Here is a 17908-nt window from a genome sequence, read left to right as displayed (position 1 = left end):
TACCGGCAAATGTTTCATCAGTTGCTAAAGATATAAGTAAATTTTTGATGGTTACTGCACTTGCGGCAATAGGATTAAACACAAGCTTTAAGGATATGAAAAAGTCCGGAATAAATCCAATGATTCATGGATTTATAATATCAGCACTTGTAGTCATTGTTGCCATTTGTGTTGAGTGGTGTATGGGATTAGTGTAATTTAAGAATGATTTTTTATTCCTAACTTAACACGAACATGCCTCTAATAACATTGGCATCTAAATTATACAGTCTTTATATAAAGATTGTTGAACTTTATTAGAAATATATGAAACGGAGAATTTTATATGGCATGGTATGACGAAGCAATATTTTATCACATATATCCTTTGGGGATGACAGGAGCACCTAAACAAAATTCTTATGATAAGATTGAACATAGATTAAATAGTTTACTTCCTTTCATTTCGCAAATAAAAAAACTTGGGTTTAACGCTCTTTATATTGGTCCTCTTTTTGAATCAGTAGGGCATGGTTACGAAACAACTGATTATAAAAAACTGGATACAAGACTTGGCACGAACGAAGATTTAAAAACTTTTGTTTTGGAATGTCATAAATATGACATACGCGTGGTTTTAGACGGTGTGTTTAATCATACAGGGCGGGACTTTTTTGCATTTGATGATATCAGGCGAAACAGAGAATCTTCAAGATACATTGACTGGTACTGTAATGTAAATTTTAATGGCAATAATGAATATAATGACGGATTTTCTTACGATAACTGGGGCGGTTATGACTTGCTCGCCAAGTTAAATCAGCACAATAATGAGGTTCGTGAATATATCGGTGATGTTATTCGTTTCTGGGTAAAGGAATTTGATATTGACGGAATTCGTCTTGATGCTGCAGATGTATTGGATTTTAGTTATATTAAGATGCTCCGTCAGGTAGCAAATGAGGTTAAGCCTGATTTCTGGCTTATGGGAGAAGTAATTCATGGCGACTATATTCGCTGGGTAAACGGAGAAACATTGCACTCTGTAACTAATTATCATTTGCATAAAGCATTATATTCAGGTCATAATGACCATAATTATTTTGAAATTGCTCATACTGTAAAACGCTTGTATGAAATGGGCGGCAATCGACCTGACGGACTTAAACTATACAACTTTGTGGATAATCATGATGTTGAACGTATTTACACTAAACTTAATAATAAAAGCCATTTTATACCTGTTCATATTTTGCTTTATACTCTGCCGGGTGTTCCGTCTGTTTACTACGGCTCAGAGTTTGGCATTGAAGGGCAAAAACAATACGGCTCTGATGATTCTTTAAGACCTGCTGTTTCATATAACGAGTATGTTAATTTAACTAAAAACAATGAAAAGATTAATTTGATTTCAAGATTAGGCAAAATACGATTTGAAACAAAAGCATTATCTTATGGCGAATATAAAGAGCTGGTTTTAACAAACGGTCAGTATGCATTTTCAAGAAATTATAATGGTAAGTCTGTACTTGTTACAGTTAATAATGATGATAATGATTTTATGATGAATCTTCCATCTTCCAATGTTAAAGAGTATGTTGGCGGACTTTCTGGAGAAAGAGTCCCTGTAAAAGACGGGCATATTTTCGTGAATGTAAAGGCTAATTCAGGGGAAATATGGTTGCCTGTTGACATTTCGTGTGAAGAAATAAAGCCAATTAAAATTCATATTGAAGAAAATAAGGAATCGGTAATTTCAGAGGAAACTATTGAAACTCCCACCCTTGCAGAAGATGCTGTTAAAATAGAAAAAACTGTCTTTAAACAAAATAAAACTTTTGAAGAAATGACCATAGAAGAACTGCAGGAAGCGATATTGGAACGAATGAAACGAAATGGACCTGTTACAGAACGAATGAAAAAAGATGTCTTAGAGAATATCTATCACGATTCTTTGGTAACATGGATCAAGAGTTTTAACTAGGTAATATGTCGAAAAATATCAAAATGGAGAGATTATATATGGAAAAATTATTACACAAAATTATGAGTAAGTGTTATTCTTATATACAAAATGGTAAGGTAGCTACATATATTCCTGAACTGGCAAAATCCAATCCAAATGATTTTGGAATTTGCACGATATCAAGCGAACATGGTATAATTGGTGTTGGAGATTATAAAAAGAGTTTTACGATGCAAAGCATTGTGAAGGCAATAATATTATTACAAGCGCTTGAGGATAAAGGCAACGATGTTGTTCGAAGTCTGGTTGGAGTAGAAGCTACAGGAAAACCATTTGATGCTTTTAATTATAGTGATCAGGATTTAAATAGTGAGCACATCAACCCTATGATAAACGTAGGCGCAATAGCTTTGTGTACACTTATAGATGGTGAAACATATAAGGAGAAATTTCAAAGATTACTTGATTTGACACGAAAAATTGCCGGTAATCCCAATCTTAATATCGATGAGGATGTTTACAAGTCTGAAAAGTCTACCGGTAACAAAAACAGGGCTCTTACATATATGCTTAAGGCATATGGAATTATTAGCGACGATGCTGAAGAGGTACTTGATTGTTATTTTCGGGCTTGCTCAATAAAAGTTACAAGTGTAGATTTGGCGAAGATTGCTTTTGTTTTGGCAAATAAAGGAAAAGATCAGATTACAGGTGTGCAGATGTTCGAAAAAAAGCATATCAAATACATTAATGCAGTCTTGATGACTTGTGGAATGTATGATGGTTCAGGAGAATTTGCTATTAATGTTGGCATACCTGCAAAAAGTGGTGTTGGTGGTGGTATAATGGCAGTAGTGCCAAATAGAATGGGTATAGGAATCTATTCGCCTGCATTAGACAGTAAGGGGAATAGTTCTGCAGGAATTAAAGCACTAGAATTATTAAGCCAAGAATTAGAACTCAGTATTTTTTAAAAAATAGCGTAAGAAATTAATTGCCAAAGGGGTAAATATGATAAAAGATTTATTGCGTGAATTTATGCAATTAGTTGCGAGTGGGCAAGTTGAGGTTTACAATGAGTTTAGTTTTCAGCATGAATTAGGAATATTTCTAAGAAACAGACTCACTGAATATAAGGTGGAATTTGAGCGTAATACCAAGTTTTTTGGGATAGATGGTCTTAAAAAGCATGAGATTGATATTGTTGTATATAACAAAACATCAAAATTTGCGATAGAATTAAAATATCCTCAAAATGGTCAATATCCTGAACAGATGTTTTCTTTTGTTAAAGATATTGCTTTTATGGAGCAACTAAAAAATAATGGATTTAAAAATTGTTACTCATTAACTATGGTAAATGATAAAAATTTTTATTCAGGTAAAAAAACAGATGGAATATATAATTATTTTAGAAACGGCGCTGTACTTAACGGAGAAATATGTAAACCGACAGGTAATATAATGGAATCAGTGATACTTAAAGGATGTTATAATATAATTTGGGAAAACAAAAGCGATAATATGAAATATTACATAGTAGATATAGGAGAAAATTTTTATGTATGATGATGCACCTTTAATTTTAAAAAATTTTTTAACACAAAAACTTACAATTGAGGGCAGAAGCCCGAATACTGTTAAGGAATATTATTACGACCTTAGCGGTTTTTTGAGTTACATAAAAGAGATTAAAGGGCATAGTGGTGAAATTGATATTGATTTTATAAAAACTATTGAACTTAATGATATTTATAATTATCTTATGTATATAAGTACCGAAAAAAATAACAGTGCTCGTACAAGGTCCAGACGCGTATCTTCCATTAAATCTTTTTTTAAATATCTTCATATCAAAGTTAAACTTATTGAGAATAATCCTACCGAAGCGCTGGATGCTCCAAAAACTATAAAAGCACTGCCAAGATATCTTGAACTTGATGAAAGTAAAAGGTTACTTAGTTGTATTGACGGGCGCCATAAAGAGAGAGATTTTGCAATACTTACTTTGTTTTTAAACTGTGGTCTTCGTCTTTCTGAACTTGTAGGAATAAATCTAACTGATATTAAAAAAGACAGTCTTGTTGTAAAAGGTAAGGGGAACAAGGAAAGAACTATTTATTTAAATTCTGCTTGCAGGTCTGCTCTTGACGATTATCTTAAAGTGCGCCCTAAACTTAATCTTAAAGATGAAAAAGCACTTTTTATAAGTGGGCAAAATAACAGGATATATTTTAAAACTGTTCAGTTTCTTGTTAAGAAATATATTGCGGCAGCAGGGCTTGATCCTTTAAAATATTCTACTCATAAATTAAGGCATACTGCAGCAACTTTAATGTATAAATATGGAAAAGTTGATGTAAGAGCCTTACAGGAAATTTTGGGACATGAACAGTTAAGTACAACCCAGATTTATACCCATGTGTCAAATGATATGATAAAAGAAGCGGTGGACAGGAATCCTCTTTCCAATTTTGGAAAGGAAATTAAAGATTAAAATTTATTATTGCTTTTATGCGGTTGAGTATCAACCGCAGCGATATAAATTCCTGCAGAATTTGCGATATACCTTTTTATACACTGTATCTATTTTAGAATATTCTTGCCAAAGGCGAGATATGTCATATTGCAACTGAATAAAATGAGGTTATATAACATTTAATAGAATCGAAAATATATCGAACGAGCGTGAGCGAGTATATCGTCAAATTTTTTCTCTCAAACTTGACGAATCAACATAAAGAAAGTCGCATTTAGACGAAAAGGTGGTTGCTTGAATGATACATAATAAAAAGATGAATATATCTGTCTTAATAACTATTGCTGGAATAATTGTTGCTATATATGGATTTATATTGTGTATAATGTCAAACATTAACCTCGGAGTTGTATTGGTAGTTATTCTGGGAGTTTTTGCAATTAACATAGGGATATTTTACGAAAAGATTAAAGAACTGACTAAGTCGGGATTTTTCAAATATTTCAAAGTCTTTTTGATTGCAGTTTTTTGTATTGAATTTATATTAGTATCTTTCATGGCAGTATTCGGCAATGTAGATAATATTAGTTATAATGAAGATGCAGTTATTGTTTTGGGGGCGGGCATTAGAGGGGATAAGATAACTTTGCCATTGAAGATGCGTCTTGATAAGGCGATTCAATATCATAGCAAAAATCCTGAAGCTATAATTGTTGTTACCGGTGGACAAGGGTTTCAAGAAACTGTGACAGAGGCTTATGCTATGGAAAAGTATCTTGTTGAACATGGGGTTGCAGGGAATAAAATTATAAAAGAAGAGAAAGCAACGTCTACAACAGAAAATATAGAATTTTCTAAAGAGCTACTTGATAAATATTTCGAAGATAATTACTCCATTGTTGTTGTTACGAATGATTTTCATGTTTTTCGTGCAACAAGTGTCGCGATAAAGACAGGATTTAAGGATGTTTCGCATATACATGCAGGTTTGCAATGGTATAATCTTATGCCTTGTTATTTAAGGGAAAGTGTTGCTGTTTTTAAAATGTGGATATTAGACTAAATAGTATAAGATATGAGTTTTTTTACTTTTAACATATCATGAACAATTGCGTTGCATAAGCAACGCAGCGATATAAATTCCTGACGGAATTTGCGATATATCCTTATGGATGCGATATACCTAAAGGTGCGATATGTCCCTTCGGGACGAGAAAAGGGAATTTATATTATATCGCGACGGAGCAAAGCGGAGTTATATCGCATTTGAACATAGTGAAAATATATCGCACGAACGAAGTGAGTATATCGCTATAAGGATTTGCATCTAAACCTTATGCCTCACATTTTAAATATCTTAATTTACAAAAAGACAGTAAAAATTACTGTCTTTTTGCAATGAATATTGATTCAGAATTTATTTTCAATGTATCATTTTCTTGTTTTATATCCCCAAAGGAATATATTATTTCTTCATTTTCAAGTTTTAAAAATTTATCCTCATTGCTTAAATTTATTCCGCAAATTAAATTTCCTCTTTTATATACATAAAACCCATAATCGCTTTCTATATGAGAAAAATTGGAAGAAAAATCTTCTTTGTTATTTTTTCTTATTTTTGATAATTCTTTATAAAAGGATAGTATTTCAAAATCTTCTTTTCCGTAAGGATATGTTTTTCTGCAGTATGGGTCGGATAATCCATCGAGTCCGACCTCGTCACCATAATATACAGAGGGGATACCAGGTAAAGTGAACTGTAAAAATGTTGCAAATAAAAGTTGTTTTTTTCCTTTGTTATATTCTTCTTGCGACAATATATATTTTCCGTGGTCTTTTTTATCTACATTTACTGATACCCCAAAATAACTTATTGCACGTATAGTATCATGAGTAGAAATACTGTTCATAAGAGATTTTACAACAGGGGGAGGGTAATTTTCCAAAATAGAATATATTCTGTCATTAAAAAGAATATGGTCTTTTTCTTTGATAAACTCAAGAATTGCAGTCCTGAACGGATAATTCATAACACTGTCCATCTGACCGCCAAGAAGATATTTTCTTCTTTTGCCATATGCAAATTTATTGGTTGCATCTTCCCATACTTCGCCTATTATAAAAGATTCTTTGTTATTTTCTTTTGACCTTTTATAAAGTGCTGATATGAATTCATCAGGCAGTTCGTCTGCAACATCAAGTCGCCATCCTGAACATCCCATATTCTGCCAGTAATCAATAACACCGTCTTTTCCTGTAATAAAATTTGTATATTCGGGATTGTTTTCATCAACATTAGGCAGATTATCAAACCCCCACCATGAGTGGTATTTGTTCGGATATTCAATAAATGAATACCAGTTGTAATAAGGGGAGGTGCATGAATTTGCTGCTCCAATAGAGTCATAATGATTATATTTATTAAAATATAAACTGTCGGCACCTGTATGTGAAAAGACTCCGTCAATAATTATTTTTATATTTCTTTTTTTACATTCTTCACAAAGTAGTTTAAAATCTTCGTTTGTTCCGAAATAAGGGTCTATATTTAAATAATTTCCTGTACTGTAACGATGATATTCAGGACTTTCAAAAACAGGATTAAAATATATTATATCAATTCCCAAATCTACTAAATAATCTAATTTTTCTATAACACCCTGTATATTACCTCCAAAATAATCATTGGCTTTATAATCTATAGTGTCATATATAAATTCAGGTAATTCAAACCAGTCTTTATGAATTTTTCTTTCATTTTTTGCAGTTGGAGGATTAAATTTGTTGCTTTTTGCAAATCTGTCAGGAAATATTTGATACATTGTCGCACCATGTGTCCATTCAGGTGTATCAAAGTTTTTATCGAAAACTGTAAGTTGCCATTCGGGTAGCCAGTCTTCAATTTTTGCCTCGTTACCGTTTTTTCCTATGAATTTTGTAATTCCTCCTGTTTTTATTTCAAATCGGTAAAAATATAAATTTGCTTTATCAAAGTTAATTTTACATGAAAAAACACTGTAATCGTCATAACTTTCGGTTTTGTCCATATAAATATATATAGACTCGTTGCTTTCGTCCACTCTATATATAAAATAAACTTCATCAGGAGAAAGAGAGTTGTTTACATCAATTGAAAATATAACCGTTTCACAAGTTTTAACTGCACCAAACGGTTTTTTGTATTTTTCATATCTTGGATTATAAATTATATCTCTCATGGTTGCCTCCTGAATTTTATATCATTTTAGGATACTATTATTTTTTAAAAAAGTCAATGGTAAAATTATATGATAATTTTGGAAATTTTTTTAATAAAATAGTGTACTTTTTATAAAAAATGTGTTATAGTATAATTATAGTATAGAAATTTTAAACATTTGATTATTTAAGAAAGCGAGTTTCTTATGGAAATTTTACTAAATAAAGACAATACTCTCGCGGAATATCTTTTCCACGAGGGAACAAATTACGAAGCGTATAAATACTTAGGCGCTCACCTTGAAGGTAGATACTGTATATTTAGGGTATGGGCTCCTAATGCGAAGGAAGTTTACGTTACAGGATCTTTTAACAATTGGGAAAAATATTCACATAAAGCACATCGTATAACATGCGGTGGTATATTTGAATGTATTATTGAAGATGTTAAAGAGTTTGATGCATATAAATATCTTATTGTTACAAAAAATGGGGAAGAACTGTATAAAACAGACCCTTATTCTTTTCATACTGAAACACGTCCGGGAACTGCATCTAAAGTATATGATATAGAAGGTTATAAATGGAGTGATAAAAAATGGATGGATAAAAGAGTTGCTCCTTATAATAAACCTGTTAATATATATGAACTTCATCTTGGCTCATGGAAAACATATTCTGACGGTAATCCCTTTAGTTATTCTAAAATGGCAGAAGAACTTATTCCTTATGTAAAAGAAATGGGATTTTCTCATATAGAACTTATGCCTTTATCTGAATATCCTTACGATAAATCCTGGGGATATCAGGTTACAGGCTATTATGCACCTACATCACGTTACGGCACACCTAAAGAATTTATGGAATTTGTTAATTTGTGCCATAAAAATGATATTGGTGTTATTTTAGACTGGGTTCCTGCCCATTTTCCTAAAGATGCACATGGTCTATATGAATTTGACGGTACATGTCTTTATGAATATGAGGACGAACTTAAAAGAGAACATCCTGATTGGGGAACCAGAATTTTTGATTATTCTAAAAATGAAGTCTTATGTTTTTTGATTTCCAATGCATGCTTCTGGCTTGATAAATATCATATTGACGGATTGAGAGTTGATGCAGTTGCATCTATGCTTTATCTTGATTATGGAAGAAAAGATGGCATGTGGCGTCCAAATAAATATGGCGGCAACGGAAATATTGAAGCAAAAGAGTTCTTACAAAAGTTGAACACACGCATTTTTTCACAATTTGACGGTGTAATGATGATTGCAGAAGAATCGACTGCATGGCCTATGGTTACATATCCGGTCAGCGACGGCGGTCTTGGATTTAACTATAAATGGAATATGGGATGGATGAATGATTCACTTATGTATATGAGTCAGGATCCGTTTTTCAGAAAAGGTGTTCACAATAATCTTACATTCTCTTTAACTTATGCTTTTTCCGAGAATTTTGTTCTTCCTTTGTCGCACGATGAAGTTGTTCATGGGAAGAAATCACTTTTGTCAAAAATGCCCGGTGATTATGATGTTAAATTTGATAATCTTCGTGCATATCTTGGCTATATGTATGCCCATCCAGGTAAAAAACTTTTGTTTATGGGCAGTGAATTTGGTCAGTTTATTGAATGGAATGAAGAAAAAGAACTTGATTGGAACTTGCTTAACTTTGATAAACATTCAAAACTTCAAAATTATGTTAAGGAATTGAATAATTTATATAAAAGTAAAACACCTTTATGGGAACTTGATAATACATGGGATGGTTTCGATTGGGCTGCGCTGGATGATGATAATAATAATATCATTTCATTTTTAAGATATGATAAAGCGGGGAACAGTATATTATGTGTTTGTAATTTTTCTTCTGTTTCTCAGAAGGACTATAAAATAGGTGTTCCAAGAAAAGGAATTTATGAAGAAATTTTTTCTTCGGATGATGAAAAATATGGAGGAAAAGTGATAAAAAATAATAAAGTCCGTGCATTAAGTGGAAAAATGCATGGAAAGGCACAGTATATCAAGCTAAATATTCCTGCCTTTTCAACGACATATTTTTATAAAAAAGCAAGTCGAAAAAAATAATTTTTTGGAGGTAATATAATGGCTAAGAAAAAAGAAATGATTGCCATGCTTTTGGCAGGCGGTCAGGGTAACAGGTTGTATGTTCTTACAAATCAACGTGCAAAACCTGCAGTACCCTTTGGAGGTAAGTACAGAATAGTAGATTTTACTTTATCTAACTGTACTAATTCAGGGATTGATACAGTAGGAGTATTGACTCAGTATCGTCCTCTTGAACTTAATTCATACATCGGAAACGGTCAACCCTGGGATTTAGACCGAATGAACGGTGGTGTTTATATCTTGCCTCCTTATACAGGTAGTTCTGCATCGTGGTATAAAGGAACTGCCAATGCCATATACCAGAATATGAATTTTATAGAACAATACGATCCTGAATATGTTCTTGTTTTGTCAGGAGACCATGTTTATAAAATGGACTATGCTAAAATGCTTGATTTTCATAAAAAACAAAATGCAGATGCTACAATAGCGGTAATGGATGTTCCTATTGATCAGGCGTCGAGTTACGGAATAATGAATACAAATGATGATTATTCGATAAGAGAATTCGAAGAAAAACCTAAAGTTCCTAAATCCACAAAAGCATCAATGGGTATTTATATTTTTAAATGGGAAAAATTAAGAGAGTATCTTATATTAGACGAAGAAAAAGGGGAAAATACCTCTAACGACTTTGGTAAAGATGTTATTCCTGCAATGCTTAATGATAACCAGAGAATGTTTGCTTATCCGTTTGACGGATATTGGAAAGATGTTGGTACTATCGATAATTTATGGGAAGCAAATATGGATTTGTTAAATCCAAGTATTGCTATAAATATATGGGATCCTCTTTGGAGAATATACAGCCGTCATGATGTTACAACACCACACTTTATACATAACAGTGCTGATGTTGTTAATTCAATGGTAACAGAGGGTTGTTATGTTGACGGTAAACTTAATTATTCTATTCTCTTTTCCGATGTTGAGGTTGAAGAAAGTGCAACAGTTGAATATTCAGTTGTAATGCGAAATACCAAAATCGGAAAAAGTGCGCAGGTTAAATATACGATAATTGCAGACGACGCAGTTATTGAAGACGGTGCAATTATTGGTGCGGCACCTGAAGATTATAAGAATCCTGATAAATGGGGAATTGCTGTTATCGGTCAGGGTGCACGTGTAAAATCAGGTCAGGTTGTTTTACCGGGCGAAATGGTTGAACCGAATAGTGTAAGAGGATAGGAGGAGAATATTTTGAATGCTTTTTGTGTTTTATTTGCTGATAGTTACGGCTATGATTCTATGGAAGTTAACGAACTTTCAAACAACAGAACTTTAGCTTCCATTCCGTTTGGAGGAAGATACAGACTTATTGATTTTATTCTTTCTGCATTGGTTGGTGCAAATGTTCATAACGTAGGAGTTGTTACCCGTAATAAATATGGTTCTTTAATGGACCATGTAGGATGGGGAAAAGACTGGGATTTAAACAGGAAAAATGGCGGACTTAAATTTTTAACTCCTTTTTCTACTAATGATAGTACTGGCATGGTTACAAATAAAATTGAAGCAATAAACAGCGTTATGGAATATATTAAAACTTCTTTGCCTGAATATTGCATTTTGAGTGATTCTAATATTGTGATGAATATTGACCTTAAAAAGTTTATGGAGTTTCATGAACAAAAAGGTGCTGATATTACCTTCGCTTACAAAAATTTAATCCCTAAAAAAATGGAACTTGAAGTTACACTTAGTGATGATGGCCGTCTTGTTGATACAATGTTTCATCAGTATGCGTCTGATAAGGAAGTTAATATCCAGCTTGATATGGTAATTTTAAAGAGAGACTTACTTATTTCTTTGATTGAAAAGGGTATAACTTACGGATGGTATTCTCTTAAGAAAAATGTTATTGCAAACAGTTTTAATGATTATAAAATATATGGATATAAAGTTGACGGATATGTTTCGCAGATAAAATCTTTGGAAGATTTTTATAAAACTAATATGGATCTTTTGAATAAAGAGGTTCGTATGGAACTATTTCATGGAAAAAATCATATTTTAACAAGAATTAAGGACTCTGTACCTACGATGTATGGCGAGGATGCTAAAGTTACTAATTCTCTGGTTGCTGACGGAGCAAAGATTGACGGATGTGTAGAAAATTGTATTATATTCCGTGATGTTGTAGTAAAAAAAGGTGCTGTTGTTAAAAATTCTATACTTATGCAGGGAACTATTATTTCTGAAAATGCAAATTTAGATTGTGTTATAACAGATGCAGATGTTTTAGTAACTGAAGGAAAAGTTCTTATGGGAACAAATTCCATGCCATTTATGATAAATAAAGGTAAGATTGTTGAATAAATTTTGTTCAAAATATATATAGGCATAAGTTTAAAACTATGATATAATTATAAAAAAATATTGAATTTATATTTAGCCTTTGCTAAAATAGCAAAGGCTAAAAAGCCATTGGAGGGTTTAGATAACTTTCCGATGGCTAAAATTGATAGGAAAGTGATGTATATGAAAATATTATTTGCCGCTTCTGAAGCCTCTCCTTTTATAAAGGTAGGAGGACTTGGCGATGTTATGGGTGGGTTACCCAAAGAGTTAAATAAAAAGGGCATTGATGCAAGGGTAATTTTACCTTTATATTCTGCTATCAAACCCGAAATGAGAAAAAAATTAAAATATGTAACAAACATCTATGTTAGTAATAGTTGGAGAAATAACTATTGTGGTATCTTTACTGCCAAAATTGATAATGTTACTTATTATTTTATTGATAATGAACAGTATTTTAATCGTGAAAAAGTTTATGGTTCGTATGATGATGGAGAAATTTTTGCGTTCTTCTCAAGAGCAGTTTTAGATGTATTGCCAATTATTGATTTTATTCCTGATATTATTAATGCAAATGACTGGCATACTGCAATGATACCTGTATACCTTAATGCTTTTTACAGAGAAAGGGAAGAATACAGGAATATAAAAACTGTACTTTCAATTCATAATATTGAATTTCAGGGAAAATTTGACCCATATATTTTAGGCCAGCTTTTCGGACTTGATATTTCATATAAACCTCTTATGATGTATGACGGAGATGTTAATGTCTTAAAAGCAGGGATAGAATCTGCTGATTTAGTATCAACAGTCAGCAATAACTATGCAAATGAAATATTAAATGAGGAACATTCTTTTGGACTGTGTCATATTTTAAATGCCAGAAGAAATAAACTTCGTGGTATAATAAACGGTATTGATACTAATGTGTTTAATCCTGCTACTGATAAAGACATCAAAACTAATTATGATATTTCACGACTTCAGAATAAGAGATTTAATAAAATTGATTTACAAAATGAAATGGCACTTTCACGACAAGAAGATGTACCTATTATTGCTATGGTTTCAAGGCTTACAAAACAAAAAGGTCTTGATTTGTTCTATCCTGTAATGGACGAGATAGCAAATCTTCCTGTGCAGATTATTATTCTTGGTACAGGAGATGAGGAATACGAAAACATGTTAAGAGGCTGGGAATATAACCGTCATGATAAAATACGAAGTGTTATTAAATTCTCATCTGCCCTTGCTTCTAAGATATATGCAGGAGCCGATATACTTCTTATGCCGTCAAAATCAGAACCATGCGGTCTTTCTCAACTTATTGCTATGAGATATGGAACAATACCGATAGTTCACACAGTCGGAGGGCTTAAAGATACAGTTGTTCCTTTTAATCCTGAAACAAAAGAAGGCGTTGGACTTACATTCCAAAGTTATGATAGTTTTGATATGCTTGATGCAATAAAGCGTGCTGTTGATTTGTATTACGATAAGAAAAACTGGAAGATACTAAGAAAGAATGCAATGTCAAAAGACGTTAGTTGGAATTATCCGGCAGAGCAGTATATAAATATGTATAAAGAACTAATATAGGAACAGGAGAAAAATATGAAAATAAGCACAAATTACTTTAAAGAAAAATTGGAAAAATATATTGAATTAAACTTCGGATGTGATTTAAATTCTGCGGGTAAGAGACAGGTATATCAAGCAGTTCTTGGCGTGACTAACGAAATTTTAGCAGAAAAAAGATATAATTTTAATAAAAAAGTAAGTGAAAAAGAAGCAAAACAAGTTTACTATATGTCAATGGAATTTTTAGTTGGAACATCTTTAAGAAATAACCTTTGGAATCTTGGTATAGAAGATGATATAAGAAAAATGCTTAAAGAAAATGATTTTGACATTGAAGAACTGTACGAAATGGAGCCTGATGCAGGACTTGGTAACGGAGGTCTTGGAAGACTTGCATCTTGCTATATGGATTCTCTTACAAGTTTAGGTTATAAAGCGACAGGTTTTTCTATAAAATATGATTTTGGTATTTTTAAACAGGTTATTGTTGACGGATGGCAGACAGAGTTTCCTGACGATTGGATGGATCTTGGAGGTCATTGGCTTATTCCAAGAAAAGATGAAGCAGTTGAAGTTAAATTCTTTGGAGATATAAATGAAATATGGACTGATAAAGGTCTTAAAACCGAACATGTGAACTATGTGCCTATTACTGCAACTCCTTATGACCTTTTAATATCAGGATACGATACTGATGCTGTAAACACTTTAAGACTTTGGGGTGCAAACAGTAAACAGGGATTTGATATGGATCTTTTTGCACAGGGTGAACACGGAAGGGCATCTGAAAAAGAAGCAATTGCAAGTTCTATCTCTAAAGTATTATATCCTGCAGACGATAATTACAATGGTAAATCGTTAAGAGTTAAGCAGCAGTACTTCTTTGTAAGTGCGTCTATGCAACAAATAACAAGTAAGCATTTTAAGAAATATAATACCTTAGATAATCTTTCAGATAAAGTAATTATTCATATTAACGATACTCATCCGTCACTATGTGTTCCTGAACTTATGAGAATACTTATGGACGATTACGGATATTTATGGGATAAAGCATGGGATATTACATGTAAAACTCTCGCTTATACAAATCATACAGTTATGAGCGAAGCACTTGAAAAATGGCCGGTTGATTTGATTAAATCTCATTTGCCGAGAATTTATTCAATTATTGAAGAAATTAACAGAAGATTTTGTAATATGATTTATGAAAATCACAGTGAATACGCAGCCAAAATAAACTCAATGTCTATTATTTCTGATGGCGTTGTTAAAATGGCAAATTTATGTATGGCGTGTTGTTTTAGTGTTAATGGTGTATCAAAACTTCACTCTGAAATATTAAAAACTGATACCTTTAAAGAGTTTCACAGTGTTTTTCCTGATAAATTAACCAACGTTACAAATGGTATTGCACACAGAAGATGGCTTTGTCAGTCTAATCCGCTGTTAACAAGTTTACTTGAAGAAAAAATCGGTGGCGGATTTGAAAAAGATTTAGAAAAAATCTCAAAACTTAATGAGTTCTATGATGATAAAGAAGTTCTTGATAAACTTTGTGATATTAAGTATGAAAACAAAAAACGTCTTGCAGATTATATTTTAAAAACAAATGGTATTACTATAAACTGTGATTCTATTTTTGATATTCAGGTTAAAAGACTTCACGAATATAAACGTCAACTTTTAAATGTTCTTCATATAATTTATATGTATAGAAAAATAAAGTTTGAAGGTTTAAAACCTCATCCTAAAACATTTATATTTGCTGCAAAAGCGTCAAAAGGATATTATATGGCAAAAGAGATTATCCGTCTTATTTGCGCTCTTTCTGATATGATAGAAAAAGACCCTGATGTCAGAGATTACATTAAAGTTGTATTTATAGCAGATTACAGGGTATCTTTAGCAGAAATAATTATTCCTGCAGCAGATATAAGCGAACAGATTTCTCAGGCAGGAAAAGAAGCGTCCGGTACAGGAAATATGAAATTTATGATTAACGGAGCAGTAACCTGTGGAACAATGGACGGAGCAAATGTTGAAATTTATGAATGTGTTGGAGAAGATAATATCTTTATTTTCGGACTAAGAGCAGATGAAGTTGAAAACTTATATAAATCAGGCTATAATCCTCGTTATTATTATGATAATGATAAAGATATCCGTGATGTTTTAGAATTTATTAAAAACGGTGGTATAAACGGTAAGAACTTTGATACTATATACAATAATTTATTAAATCAGGATCCGTTTATGTGTCTTGCTGACTTTAAGGCATATTGTGACATTCATAATAAAATTGACGAAGTATATTCTGATAAATATAAATTTGCAAAAATGTCTTTAAGAAATATTGCAAATTCAGGAATGTTTGCATCTGACAGAAGTGTTACTGATTATGCCGAAAAAATCTGGAATATTGATCCTGTTGTATAATTAAAGAGGTTCGAAATGGAGAGAAAAAGTGGTGTTTTAATGCACATTTCTTCACTGTATGGAGATTATTCTATTGGCAGTTTTGGAAAATGTGCTAAAGAATTTGTAGACTTTTTATGTGAACTTAAATTCACATACTGGCAGGTTTTACCTTTTTTAATGGCAGATGACTTTAATTCACCATATCAGTCATACAGTGCATTTTCAGGAAATCCTTATTTTGTTGACTTGGAAATTCTTTATAAAAAAGGCCTTTTAACTAAAGAAGAACTTACACTTAATCATCAGACTCAACCATATAGCGCTGAATACGAAAGATTATATCAAATGCGTTTTGATCTTTTGAAAATTGCATCTAAAAGAGTTCAAAATAAAGATGAAATAAATGAGTTTGTTGAATTAAGACCACATATAAAAGATTTTTGTATCTTCATGGCAAAAAAAGAGGCTAATAGCGAAAAACCATGGTATGAATGGACAAATGACGAAATAGATGACGATACTTTGTTTATGTGGAAATTTATTCAATATGAATTCTTGAATGAGTGGGCAGACATAAAAAAATACGCAAATGAAAAGGGAATAAAAATCATAGGGGATATACCTATGTATGTTGCACTTGACAGTTCAGATGTATGGGCAAATAAAGAAGAATTTTTATTAGATGAAAATAATTTCCCTTTGTGCGTTGCCGGTGTTCCTCCTGATTATTTTTCTTCTGACGGGCAACTTTGGGGTAATCCACTCTATGACTGGGATGCTATGAAGAAAAATGGTTATAAATGGTGGATTGACAGAATGACCTATATGACGGAACTGTTTGACGGTGTCAGAATTGACCATTTCAGAGGCTTGGAGTCATTCTGGGCAGTACCGTACGGCGATAAAACTGCCAGAGGAGGAAAATGGGTAAAAGGACCTGGTATGGATCTTATTGAAAAGTTTAATGAAAAGTTTTCCGATACTTTGATTATCGCAGAAGATTTAGGTGAAATAACCGATGATGTTAAAAAACTTTTAAGTGACAGCGGATATCCTGGAGTAAGAGTGTTTCAGTTTGGATTTTTAGATGATTCTGATAACCCTCATATTCCTCATAATTATATCAATAACTCCGTAGCATATACGGGAACACATGATAATAATACTCTTCTTGGACATTTATGGGAACTTCCTATGGATAATAAAAGAAGAATGCTTGAATACTGTAATTATCATCTGGATGATTGGGAAAAAGGTTATGATAGTATTTTAAGAAGTATTTTTGCAAGTAATGCAGGGATTGTTATTTTGCCTATACAAGACCTTTTGGGTTATGGAAGTGACACGAGAATAAATGTTCCTGGGCGTGCAGAAGGGAACTGGCAGTACAGAATTACCAAAGAACAACTGCAAAGTATCGATAAAGACAAATTTAAACGATTTAATGAATTATATAAAAGATGTTAAAAAAAGACGCTGATGCGTCTTTTTTTTACTTTAAAGTGGAATTATAATTTCCTGACCTATATAAAGGTTGGAATCAATGCCATTAAGTTCTCTTATTTCAAAAATAAGTTTTCTTAAATCTTTGTTATTTATATTATTTTTTTCAGCAATTTCCCATAAGGTATCTCCGCTTTCAACAAAGTATGTAGCAAATCTGTCATAAGACTTGGAATAAACCTTTCCAAAATCTGAAACTGAAACTAATAATATTGATAAAAGTGTAAATACAACAAGTAAGAAACATATAAATCTGAATTTGTTTTTTATAACTATTTTTTTCATAATATCCATCCTTTCTAAATGAACATTTGTTCGAAGTAATTATATTATAAATCGAAC

At 32.1% G+C, this 17908-nt stretch carries 14 protein-coding genes; 12 read left to right on the top strand and 2 right to left on the bottom strand.

Annotated features, from left to right (window positions below):
- The 6 genes from E7419_03015 to E7419_02990 form a co-directional block, all read left to right on the top strand.
- Positions 1 to 197 (top strand): putative sulfate exporter family transporter (locus E7419_03015; GenBank protein MBE7014163.1); only part of this gene is annotated, 197 nt, incomplete at its 5' end.
- A gap of 128 nt (positions 198 to 325) precedes the next feature.
- Positions 326 to 1963 (top strand): alpha-amylase, encoded by a 1638-nt coding sequence (locus E7419_03010; GenBank protein ID MBE7014162.1) that lies wholly within the window; start codon positions 326 to 328, stop codon positions 1961 to 1963.
- Positions 1964 to 2001: 38 nt separating this feature from the next.
- Positions 2002 to 2919 carry a glutaminase A gene (gene glsA / locus E7419_03005; protein ID MBE7014161.1) on the top strand — a complete coding sequence of 306 codons (918 nt, stop codon included), beginning with the start codon at positions 2002 to 2004 and terminating at the stop codon, positions 2917 to 2919.
- A gap of 37 nt (positions 2920 to 2956) precedes the next feature.
- Positions 2957 to 3514, top strand: a complete 558-nt coding sequence (locus E7419_03000) for a hypothetical protein (protein ID MBE7014160.1) — start codon at positions 2957 to 2959, stop codon at positions 3512 to 3514.
- The gene (locus tag E7419_02995; GenBank protein MBE7014159.1) at positions 3507 to 4442 is read left to right on the top strand and encodes a tyrosine recombinase XerC; all 936 of its coding nucleotides are present in this window, start codon (positions 3507 to 3509) and stop codon (positions 4440 to 4442) included. Before E7419_03000 ends, E7419_02995 begins: the two co-directional genes overlap by 8 nt.
- Positions 4443 to 4722: 280 nt before the next feature.
- Positions 4723 to 5487 carry a YdcF family protein gene (locus E7419_02990; protein ID MBE7014158.1) on the top strand — a complete coding sequence of 255 codons (765 nt, stop codon included), beginning with the start codon at positions 4723 to 4725 and terminating at the stop codon, positions 5485 to 5487.
- Between the two features lie 319 nt (positions 5488 to 5806).
- Here the strand turns inward: E7419_02990 and E7419_02985 are convergent, their stop codons facing one another.
- Positions 5807 to 7642 (bottom strand): glycoside hydrolase family 13 protein, encoded by a 1836-nt coding sequence (locus tag E7419_02985; protein ID MBE7014157.1) that lies wholly within the window; start codon positions 7640 to 7642, stop codon positions 5807 to 5809.
- A gap of 186 nt (positions 7643 to 7828) precedes the next feature.
- Here E7419_02985 and glgB point away from each other — a divergent pair, with 186 nt between their 5' ends.
- The 6 genes from glgB to malQ all read left to right on the top strand — a co-directional run bounded on the left by glgB (position 7829) and on the right by malQ (position 17530).
- The gene (glgB, locus tag E7419_02980) at positions 7829 to 9715 is read left to right on the top strand and encodes a 1,4-alpha-glucan branching protein GlgB (protein ID MBE7014156.1); all 1887 of its coding nucleotides are present in this window, start codon (positions 7829 to 7831) and stop codon (positions 9713 to 9715) included.
- 18 nt (positions 9716 to 9733) lie between these two features.
- Positions 9734 to 10945 (top strand): glucose-1-phosphate adenylyltransferase, encoded by a 1212-nt coding sequence (locus E7419_02975; GenBank protein MBE7014155.1) that lies wholly within the window; start codon positions 9734 to 9736, stop codon positions 10943 to 10945.
- Positions 10946 to 10957: 12 nt separating this feature from the next.
- Entirely contained in the window at positions 10958 to 12076 is a 1119-nt protein-coding gene (gene glgD, locus E7419_02970) for a glucose-1-phosphate adenylyltransferase subunit GlgD (protein ID MBE7014154.1), read from the top strand.
- A 162-nt stretch (positions 12077 to 12238) separates the two neighbouring features.
- On the top strand, positions 12239 to 13660 hold the full coding sequence (gene glgA, locus E7419_02965) for a glycogen synthase GlgA (protein ID MBE7014153.1): 1422 nt from the start codon (positions 12239 to 12241) through the stop codon (positions 13658 to 13660).
- A 15-nt stretch (positions 13661 to 13675) separates the two neighbouring features.
- The gene (locus tag E7419_02960; protein MBE7014152.1) at positions 13676 to 16081 is read left to right on the top strand and encodes a glycogen/starch/alpha-glucan phosphorylase; all 2406 of its coding nucleotides are present in this window, start codon (positions 13676 to 13678) and stop codon (positions 16079 to 16081) included.
- A gap of 15 nt (positions 16082 to 16096) precedes the next feature.
- Positions 16097 to 17530, top strand: coding sequence for a 4-alpha-glucanotransferase (gene malQ, locus E7419_02955; protein MBE7014151.1), 1434 nt, complete (start codon positions 16097 to 16099; stop codon positions 17528 to 17530).
- 30 nt (positions 17531 to 17560) lie between these two features.
- Here malQ and E7419_02950 read toward each other — a convergent pair whose 3' ends face one another.
- A complete protein-coding gene (locus tag E7419_02950; GenBank protein MBE7014150.1) occupies positions 17561 to 17860 on the bottom strand; it encodes a LysM peptidoglycan-binding domain-containing protein in 300 nt (99 codons plus the stop codon).
- Positions 17861 to 17908: the final 48 nt, after the last annotated feature.

It is taken from the genome of Oscillospiraceae bacterium (assembly GCA_015068525.1).
Taxonomy (GTDB): domain Bacteria; phylum Bacillota; class Clostridia; order UMGS1840; family HGM11507; genus SIG450.
Note: the sequence above shows the minus strand (reverse complement) of the source record. Positions and strands in the feature narration are given on the sequence as shown.